The organism is Nostoc sp. JL33, from assembly GCF_017114985.1.
GTDB lineage: Bacteria > Cyanobacteriota > Cyanobacteriia > Cyanobacteriales > Nostocaceae > Nostoc.
On record NZ_JABXKP010000069.1, the window covers coordinates 39730 to 48392 of the forward strand.

The window sequence follows — 8663 nt, forward strand, 5'->3', positions numbered from 1 at the left end:
TCTATGAAGGACTGGCGACAGATTAGCAAAAATTATTGTAGATTTTATACTGTAAATTCCTAATCCGAAATCGAAATCTACAATTGAAAATGAGATGAGCAATCCCCGTGTTTTGTGCCTTGGTGAAATTTTGTTTGATTGTTTAGCCGATCAATTGGGGCTAAAGCTGGAAGAAGTGAAATCTTGGACTCCCTACCCAGGAGGGGCACCAGCTAACGTAGCCTGTGCTTTAGTCAAGCTGGGGACATCAGCCGGCTTTATCGGAGCCGTTGGCGAAGATGAACTAGGGAATGCACTGGTCAAGCTATTACAAGATGTAGGTGTAGAGACGACGGGGGTACAACGCCATCCCACAGCGCCAACGCGGCAAGTTTATGTTACACGGGATCTGGCTGGCGATCGCAGCTTCGCCGGATTTGGTCAGTATGATACCTCAGAATTTGCCGATACACACCTGCAAGCTAAACAATTGCCAAATTCGCTGTTTCAAGAGGCAGATTTTCTGGTTTTGGGTACTTTGGAATTAGCCTATCCTGAAACTGAAGAGGCTATTCACCGCGCTCTAGAGTTAGCAGAACATTACGACTTGAAGATTGTGCTGGATGTCAACTGGCGTCCTGTATTTTGGAAAGAGCCAAACATTGCTCATCAAAAAATTCCAGAATTATTTAAGAGAGTCGATTTTCTCAAACTTTCCAAAGAAGAAGCTGAATGGCTATTTGAAACCGCAGATCCCGGAGCCATAACTTACCGTCTGGCTTCAATTGAAGGAGTAGTAGTAACAGATGGGGAAAATGGTTGCACCTATTGTCTGGGTGAGAACGAAGGCAAATTACCCTCGTTTTCCATCCCCGTAGTTGATACAACTGGTGCAGGGGATAGCTTTTTGGCAGGATTCATCCACCAACTGAGTCAGCACGGCATCCACAGCTTGCGGGATGCAGAAACAGCAAAACGTATTGTCACCTATGCCAGTGCTGTTGGGGCGCTGACTACCATTAAAGCAGGTGCGATCGCTTCTCAACCTACTGCTGCTGAAGTCGAAGCTTTTCTAGCCGCACATCAACTCTAGGAACTAGCATAAGCCACTGGGATATCAGCCACCAAAGGCTGATACTCCTGGCTAGAAAATGGACGAAAATCTTCATGCCATTCTGCGGTCATATTGCACAATAAACGCAGTTGGAGAGCTGTCGGTACTGGATTAACACGCTCAACATATACTTTTACAAGTTCGGGATTTTTGTTCTTGAGTTTAAAAACATCATCCACAATATATCGAGGGCAATAACCTACGATGTAATGATCCTCAGTACATAAAAGCAATGCACGCGGGTCGTAGGGATTTTGAAATTCGTTAGCTAAATATAACAGTTCACCCGTTTGTAATTGACTAATCCGTTCAGTTGCACAAGCAGGAAGGTGTCGCAGTCCATGTACAAAAAAATGGATGTGGTATAAACCATTTTCATCTGGTTCTGGACAGGGGAAAACTTCAAAATAATCTGTTACCTTGCGTCCACCACTCCGAGAAAGAATGCTAACTGGATCATCCTCACCTTCCGGAATATTTAGTGATTCAATATAACCTTTGTAATCAGGGCGAGAGCGTCGCATTAATCGATTAGAAAACAAGGGGAATAGTTCAACTGATGAGTATTCTTTGTTCAAGTCTGGAAAGGAATACAATAGCTGAAAATTATGTTCAGCTTGAGCTTTAACAGCACCTTGCGTATATACAAATTTATATTTTTTCCCGTCAAATGTTAAGCGACCAATGGGAAGCCAAGCGCGACTTTTAGAATCTTGCCAAGCTAAAAAAAGTGTTTTCATCCTAGGGTGTCCAGCAGCTTACTTTGATTTAACTCCAATATTTTTTGTGCAAATTCAATTGCTGTTTGCGATATGCGATTAGATGGAATACGCTCAAAAAGCTCTAACGTATCATTGCTTGACACCCTTGCTAAATTATTTAACCACACCCTGGCTGCATCTGGATACCGTTGTTGCGCTTTACAAAATGCATTAAAAGTCTTGAGGGTTCTTTTATCATCAACTCTAGCATACAACGCAGAATTGCATTTTTCTACATACGCTTGGACAGAGAAGCCAGCGTCTTTTGTGGTTAGCCTGCTTTTCCTTTTAGAATCAGGCTCGTTCCTACCGAGACAGGAGGCATGGTCATAAGTTGGTGCTAGATAAATCTTCTCTTGTAAACTGATAAATGCCCAATTTTCATGGTGTCGATCACTATTCCCAATCCAAGTATCCAAGAGTAAATACCCAACAAAAGTTTCCGTCGGATGACTAATTCCCTCTGGTGGTGTCCAGTTGATGGGCAAATTTAGCGAAGCATCTCCGATAGCATTGAATACATTGTCTATTGTGTGTTGGGATAGGTCTTTAGAATCTTGTGGATAATTCGATACTATCCGAGCCAGAATTTCATTACCAAGGGTGAGAATTGCACCTTCTTGAAACGGTAAAAATGAGGGTGAAATGATGCCATTTTCACGATTGTATACCGCCAGATCATAATCAGCATGAGGTAGCCCAAGCAACTCGCACAAATGGGCTGCAATTTTCTCTGCCCAATCTTCTCCTGTGTTTGGTCTAGCTTTCTTGAATAGACAACGACCTAGATCCTGATGACGAAACCAGAACTTTGGTTTTGTTCCCAAATCTTCATCGGCCTCCGAGGCATCTAGGGGAACGTCAATGATCGGAAACTGCTCTGGCATAATTTATGGGAAAGCCTGATTTAAAACAAATTATTAACTTCACCTATTTTTAAAATATGTAACAGTCAATGTTTAGCCTTAGCTCGTTGCCACAGAGTATCAACAGTCACAAACTCATAACCTTGTTGTAGCAGTTGCGGAATCAGAATTTGAATTGTGGCAGCAACATCTTGTCCACCGCAAGCACCATCATGCAAAACAATCAGCGAACCATTTTTCACCTGCTGCATAACTCGCTCTACCACGGTGGTGATGCCTGGCCGCACCCAGTCTTCTGGTACAACGCTCCACATAACTGGGCGGTAATTCCACTCAAAGAACAATTTTAAAGTCGCAGGTGTAAATAAACCATTGGGGGGACGGACATCGCGCACTTGTTCTGGTTGCAGATTGCAGGCGTTATAAATGGCAGCTTGGGTTTTTTCTAAACTGTCCTTCAGGTCATTTGGGGAAAGCATCGGAAAAGAGCGATGATCGTAGCCATGCAATCCGATCCAGTGTCCACGATCGCTAACAGCTTTAGCAATGCCTGGTGAACGGTTGACACAAACACCCAACCAAAAAAAACTTGCAGTAATGTTGTAACGATCTAATACTGCCAAGACTTCGGGTGTGTATTGAGGATGGGGGCCATCATCAAAAGTCAAGGCGATCGCTTTAGAATTGGGATTTCCAGCCCAAAGGCAGTTGGGAAAACTTGGTTGGAGAATACGGTAGAAAATTGGGAACAGAGGAGCTAGTTGCATAAAGTTTTTTCTTTTTTCCGTAATCTTGCATAATTAGACTGATTATTTAATATAAGACCGTTAAGCGGGGGAAGCAGAGCTTAACTCGCTTATATCTGGAACTTACGCACTGTAGACAAATAAAGAGTTCTAGATATAAGCGCTCCTTTTAGGTTCAAACATCAAAGCGATCGCTTTGGTATTTGAACCTCGCCAAAGTCCATTGGGAAAGGTCAATGCTGTATTTTGTAAAAAATTTGTCACAGCAATACTATTTGACCTAACGCTCATCTAAATTGATGATCAATCTACGAAGAAACACTGCATAAAAAGCTAATGTTGTTCAAAGATATACGAGATTATCAAATTTCATTTCTGGGCTTGTTCCTAGTCGTGGGAATCGGTACACGAGACTGGACGTTGCGACCAGAGTTGATTGGAGTATTGATCGCCACAAGTCTAGCAACCCAATGGATATTGTCATGGGTAACAGGGAAAGAACAAATAACGAGCCTTCGTAGTGCTTTAATTACCTCACTGGGACTCAGTTTACTGTTGCGGGCTGATCATTGGACAACAATGGCAATAGCTGGAGCAAGTGCGATCGCTAGCAAATTTCTCTTCAAATTCGGTGATAAGCATTTCTTCAACCCTGGTAATTTTGGCATCATTTCCGCCTTGGTTCTCACCTCCGATGCCTGGGTTTCGCCGGGACAATGGGGTGAAGAGTGGTGGTATGCACTCTTATTCGCCGGAACTGGCGGCATGACTTTGCAGCGCATTGGTCGCTGGGACACCACAGCAGCTTTTTTGGGTGCCTACTCTTTGCTAGAAGCGATTCGCAATCTCTGGTTGGGTTGGACTTGGGATGTTTACTGGCATCGGTTGATGAGCGGATCGTTGTTGTTGTTCGCTCTATTTATGATTACAGATCCGCGATCGATTCCCAATTCCCGAATTGGGCGGGTAGTTTGGGCAGTTTGCATCGCCGGATTAACTTTCATCCTGCGGAATTATTTCTTTATTCCCACCGCAGTCTTCTGGGCACTGTTCATGGTTGCCCCATTGACCATTCTAATAGATGTTTTCTGGTTAGCCCCAAGGTTTGCTTGGCAAGAGGGAGATGTAGCTTTAGCTTCCCGCAGGGTGGGAGATGAGGGAGATGAGGCAGCAGGGGAAGAACTTCTTACTCAGCACTCCTAACTCCTGTACAGACGGGATTAATCGCGTCTCTCCCAACTCTTGTACGAGACGCGATTAATCGCGTCTCTCCTATAGGACTTACGCAAAATATCCCTCAAACTCCTATTTCTCCGTGTCGCGCCAGTTGCTTCTCCCTACAGCCCTGCGGGCATCCTACGGCAGGCGCTAGCCTCTCCCTTTGGGAGAAGGGGAGACGCGCAAGGAACAAGTCTCTTAACCCGCCCAACGCACTGGCTTCTCTGCGCCTGGAGTGGTAGCCTACGGCAAGCCGCTCCGCGTCTACGTTATTCCGTAACTCTTGCGTAAGTCCTATCCCAAATCCTGTACAGACGCGATTAATCGCGTCTCTCCCAAATCCTGTACAGACGCGATTAATCGCGTCTCTCCTAACTCAGCACCCAAAATATTGAGGTATAAAAAATGAGGATTTTTAGACTTTTAACGCCATTACTGTTGGCAATTGTAGCTGTTTTGTGCTTTGCACCCGCAGCTTGGGCATTTTGTGGATTCTATGTAGCCAAAGCTGATACGAAGCTGTATAACAAAGCTTCTCAGGTGGTGATCGCGCGAGATGGCAATCGTACTGTCCTAACAATGGCAAACGACTTTCAAGGCGAAGTCAAAGATTTTGCAATAGTAGTACCTGTGCCAACACTGCTGAAAAAAGAGCAAGTTCGCGTTGCTAAACCCCAGATTATCGAGCGACTAGATGCTTTTAGTGCGCCGCGATTGGTAGAATATTTTGACCCAGATCCTTGTGCCCCAGTAATTTTCAACAGATCACTAGCACAGAGCGCAATAGGAGGAGCAGGAGGAGCAGGAGGAGTAGGAGGAGTGAATAGCGATCGCAGTTTAGGTGTAACAGTCGAAGCAAGTTTCAACGTCGGCGAATACGACATCGTGATCCTCAGTGCTAAAGAATCTGGCGGACTGGAAACTTGGCTCAGAAACAATGGCTACAAAATCCCTCAAGGGGCGAAACAGTTACTTGGCCCCTATATCCGTTCCTCAATGAAATTCTTTGTTGCCAAAGTCAACTTAGATAAATTTAACCAATCTGGCTACGAATTCCTGCGTCCGCTACAAATTTCCTATCAATCACCCAAGTTCATGCTGCCAATTCGTTTAGGCATGATCAATGCCACGACAGAACAGGATTTAATTGTCTATATCCTCTCGCCCGAAGGAGCGGCAGAAATCACTAACTATCGGACGGTGAAAATCCCCTCCAACGCCAATATCCCGGTGTTTGTCAAAAATGAATTTAATGAATTCTACAAATCCCTGTTCCAAACCGCTTACACCAAAGAAGGCAAAAGAGTCGGTTTTTTGGAATACGCTTGGGATATGGGTAGTTGCGATCCTTGTTCTGCCGATCCCCTGACCCCAGAGGAACTCAAGGAAGCAGGTGTATTTTGGCTAATTAATAATTCTTCAAGTAATTTACCAGTCTTCCCCAATTTTGGTACTCCCTTTGTTAGCAGTAATGTCTTCATCTCCCGTCTGCATGTCCGCTACACCCGCGACACATTCCCAGAAGACTTGATTTTCCTGCAAACTGCCAACCGTGAATCTTTCCAAGGACGTTATATTTTGCAATATCCCTTTCAAGGGGAACTTAAGTGTCAAGCAGGTAAAGAATACAAACGGTCTTTGCCCAAGCGTTTTGAACAAGAGGCGCAGACTCTAGCTAAGTTAACCAACTGGGATATCCAAGATATTCGCAAGAAAATGAACCTGAGTGTCGGAAATCTCACATATTCCTTGTGGGAAAGTTTCTTATCCTGGTTTTGATTATATTGACTTTTTCGGGTAATTGCCCTCTGCCTAAGAGGATGTCATTACCCACATTTTTGTAACAGTCAAAGTATCGCCTCCATCGGCATCCCGCCCAGAACTTAGGTTCTGGGCTAATAGCTCAAGTCCACTTAAGTGGACTGAAATTTTCCCGAACACACATCTAACCATCTACATGACCTAAAACCTTGTATTTAGTCCTGTTGAGAGGACTTAACCTATAAGCAAGAGGAATTTATTCCCAGGCGGGTTGGCAAGGAAGCCAGAGATTAAAAAGATATGGGTAATCACAAGGACTTAAACTAAAGTTCAAGTCATTATATTTACTGCTCTATTTTGTAACAAAATTTGTAACAGAAATACTATTTGAGTTAGCACTCGTCTAGATTGATGACAAATCTACGGGGAATCCCTGAATGAAAGGGTAATGTTGCTCAAAGATATACGAGATTATCAAATTCTATTTCTGGGCTTGTTCCTAGTCTTGGGAATTGGTACACGAGACTGGACGCTCAGACCAGAGTTAATTGGGGTAGCGATCGCCACAAGTCTTGCAACAAACATGGATATTGTCATGGGTAACAATAGCCGCAGCAATTGCGATCGCTACAGGGTTTGCTTGGCAAAGAGGAGATGAGGGAGCAGGGAAAGAATTCCTAACTCTTGTACAGACGCGATTAATCGCGTCTCCTAACTCTTGTACAGACGCGATTAATCGCGTCTCTCCTAATCCAAACTCAGCACTAAAAAAGTAGAGATATAAAATGAGATTTTTTCGACTTTTAACGCCATTCTTGTTGGTAATTGTAGCTGTTTTGTGCTTTGCACCCGCAGCTTGGGCATTTTGTGGATTTTATGTAGCTAAAGCTGATACAAAACTGTATAACAAAGCTTCTCAGGTGGTGATAGCGCGGGAAGACGAACGCACTGTCATGACAATGGCAAACGACTTTCAAGGCGAGGTAAAAGATTTTGCAATAGTAATACCTGTGCCAACGGTGCTGCAAAAAGAGCAAGTTCGTGTGGTTGAACCGAAGATTATTCAGCGCCTAGATGCTTTTAGTGCGCCGCGATTGGTAGAATATTTTGACTCAGATCCTTGTCTGGCAATAAATAATAGCTCTGGGATGGATGCAGCACCAGCGCCAGCAGCGAGAAGTCAAGAAGCTGAGAAAAGGGGCGATCGCAGTTTGGGTGTGACAATCGAAGCACGTTTCAACGTCGGCGAATACGACATTTTGATCCTCAGCGCTAAAGAATCTGGCGGACTGGAAACTTGGCTTCAACGCAATGGCTACAAAATCCCTAGAGGAGCGAAACAGCTACTTCAGCCGTACATCCGCTCCTCGATGAAATTCTTTGTTGCCAAAGTAAACTTAGATAAATTTGAGAAATCTGGCTATCAGTTCCTCCGTCCCCTACAAATTTCCTACCAATCACCTAAATTCATGCTGCCAATTCGTTTGGGCATGATCAATGCCACAAAAGAGCAGGATTTGATTGTCTACATCCTCTCGCCCCAAGGACAGGCAGAAATCAGTAACTATCGGACGGTGAAAATCCCCTCCGACGCAAACATTCCCTTGTTTGTCAAAGATGAATTTGGTGAATTCTACAAATCCATGTTTCAAACTGCCTATACCAAAGAAGATCGGAAAGTTGGTTTTTTGGAATACGCTTGGGACATGGGTAGTTGCGATCCTTGTTCTGCCGATCCCCTAACCCCAGAAGAACTCAAGCAAGCCGGCGTATTTTGGTTAGATGATAATTCTGCAAGTGATGTACCAGTACGTCCCAGTTTTCGTCGTTCTTTTTCTAGCAGTAACGTTTTCATCTCCCGGTTGCATGTCCGCTACACCCGCGACAAATTCCCTGAAGACCTGATCTTCCAACAAACTGCTAATACTGAATCTTTCCAAGGGCGTTATGTTTTGCAACATCCGTTCCAAGGGGAACTCAAGTGTCAGGCGGGTAGAGAATATAAACGGTCTTTGCCCAAGCGTTTTGAACAAGAGGCGCAAACTTTGGCTAAACTAACCAACTGGAATATTCAAGACATTCGCAACAAAATGAACCTGAGTGTAGGTAATCTGAGATATTCTTGGTGGGAAAATTTCCTGTCCTGGCTGGGATTATATTGAGGGGAGTAGGGAGTAGGGAGTAGGGAGTAGGGAGTAGGGAGTAGGGAGTAGGGAGT

At 44.2% G+C, this 8663-nt stretch carries 8 protein-coding genes and 1 pseudogene; 5 read left to right on the forward strand and 4 right to left on the reverse strand.

Annotated elements, in window-relative coordinates:
* Positions 1-94 precede the first annotated feature (94 nt).
* Positions 95-1072, forward strand: coding sequence for a carbohydrate kinase family protein (locus tag HWQ23_RS19585; protein ID WP_292831440.1), 978 nt, complete (start codon positions 95-97; stop codon positions 1070-1072).
* Here the strand turns inward: HWQ23_RS19585 and HWQ23_RS19590 are convergent.
* From HWQ23_RS19590 to HWQ23_RS19605, 4 genes are all read right to left on the reverse strand, one after another.
* Positions 1069-1833 carry an HIRAN domain-containing protein gene (locus HWQ23_RS19590; RefSeq protein ID WP_292831443.1) on the reverse strand — a complete coding sequence of 255 codons (765 nt, stop codon included), beginning with the start codon at positions 1831-1833 and terminating at the stop codon, positions 1069-1071. The genes HWQ23_RS19585 and HWQ23_RS19590 overlap by 4 nt on opposite strands.
* A complete protein-coding gene (locus HWQ23_RS19595; protein ID WP_292831446.1) occupies positions 1830-2741 on the reverse strand; it encodes a HipA domain-containing protein in 912 nt (303 codons plus the stop codon). The genes HWQ23_RS19590 and HWQ23_RS19595 overlap by 4 nt, the downstream gene beginning before the upstream one ends.
* Before the next feature lie 65 nt (positions 2742-2806).
* Positions 2807-3487 (reverse strand): polysaccharide deacetylase family protein, encoded by a 681-nt coding sequence (locus HWQ23_RS19600; protein WP_292831449.1) that lies wholly within the window; start codon positions 3485-3487, stop codon positions 2807-2809.
* Positions 3488-3616: 129 nt separating this feature from the next.
* A complete protein-coding gene (locus HWQ23_RS19605; protein ID WP_292831452.1) occupies positions 3617-3757 on the reverse strand; it encodes a hypothetical protein in 141 nt (46 codons plus the stop codon).
* 45 nt (positions 3758-3802) lie between these two features.
* On the opposite strand from HWQ23_RS19605, the gene HWQ23_RS19610 reads away from it, so the two are divergent.
* The 4 genes and pseudogenes from HWQ23_RS19610 (at position 3803) to HWQ23_RS19625 (ending at position 8607) form a co-directional block, all read left to right on the forward strand.
* Complete coding sequence (locus HWQ23_RS19610) at positions 3803-4669, forward strand: RnfABCDGE type electron transport complex subunit D (RefSeq protein WP_292831455.1); 867 nt, start codon at positions 3803-3805, stop codon at positions 4667-4669.
* Between the two features lie 420 nt (positions 4670-5089).
* Complete coding sequence (locus tag HWQ23_RS19615; RefSeq protein WP_292831458.1) at positions 5090-6463, forward strand: DUF2330 domain-containing protein; 1374 nt, start codon at positions 5090-5092, stop codon at positions 6461-6463.
* A 430-nt stretch (positions 6464-6893) separates the two neighbouring features.
* Positions 6894-7025, forward strand: a pseudogene (locus HWQ23_RS19620) (Na+-transporting NADH:ubiquinone oxidoreductase, subunit NqrB); the annotation flags it as partial.
* 205 nt (positions 7026-7230) lie between these two features.
* Positions 7231-8607, forward strand: a complete 1377-nt coding sequence (locus HWQ23_RS19625; RefSeq protein ID WP_292831461.1) for a DUF2330 domain-containing protein — start codon at positions 7231-7233, stop codon at positions 8605-8607.
* Positions 8608-8663: the final 56 nt, after the last annotated feature.

Bases quoted from the DNA above. Each gene is read 5' to 3' on its own strand.
- HWQ23_RS19610 (WP_292831455.1), top strand. From the start codon at position 3,803: ATGTTGTTCAAAGATATACGAGATTATCAAATTTCATTTCTGGGCTTG.
- HWQ23_RS19600 (WP_292831449.1), bottom strand. From the start codon at position 3,487: ATGCAACTAGCTCCTCTGTTCCCAATTTTCTACCGTATTCTCCAACCA.
- HWQ23_RS19590 (WP_292831443.1), bottom strand. From the start codon at position 1,833: ATGAAAACACTTTTTTTAGCTTGGCAAGATTCTAAAAGTCGCGCTTGG.
- HWQ23_RS19605 (WP_292831452.1), bottom strand. From the start codon at position 3,757: ATGAGCGTTAGGTCAAATAGTATTGCTGTGACAAATTTTTTACAAAAT.
- HWQ23_RS19595 (WP_292831446.1), bottom strand. From the start codon at position 2,741: ATGCCAGAGCAGTTTCCGATCATTGACGTTCCCCTAGATGCCTCGGAG.
- HWQ23_RS19625 (WP_292831461.1), top strand. From the start codon at position 7,231: ATGAGATTTTTTCGACTTTTAACGCCATTCTTGTTGGTAATTGTAGCT.
- HWQ23_RS19585 (WP_292831440.1), top strand. From the start codon at position 95: ATGAGCAATCCCCGTGTTTTGTGCCTTGGTGAAATTTTGTTTGATTGT.
- HWQ23_RS19615 (WP_292831458.1), top strand. From the start codon at position 5,090: ATGAGGATTTTTAGACTTTTAACGCCATTACTGTTGGCAATTGTAGCT.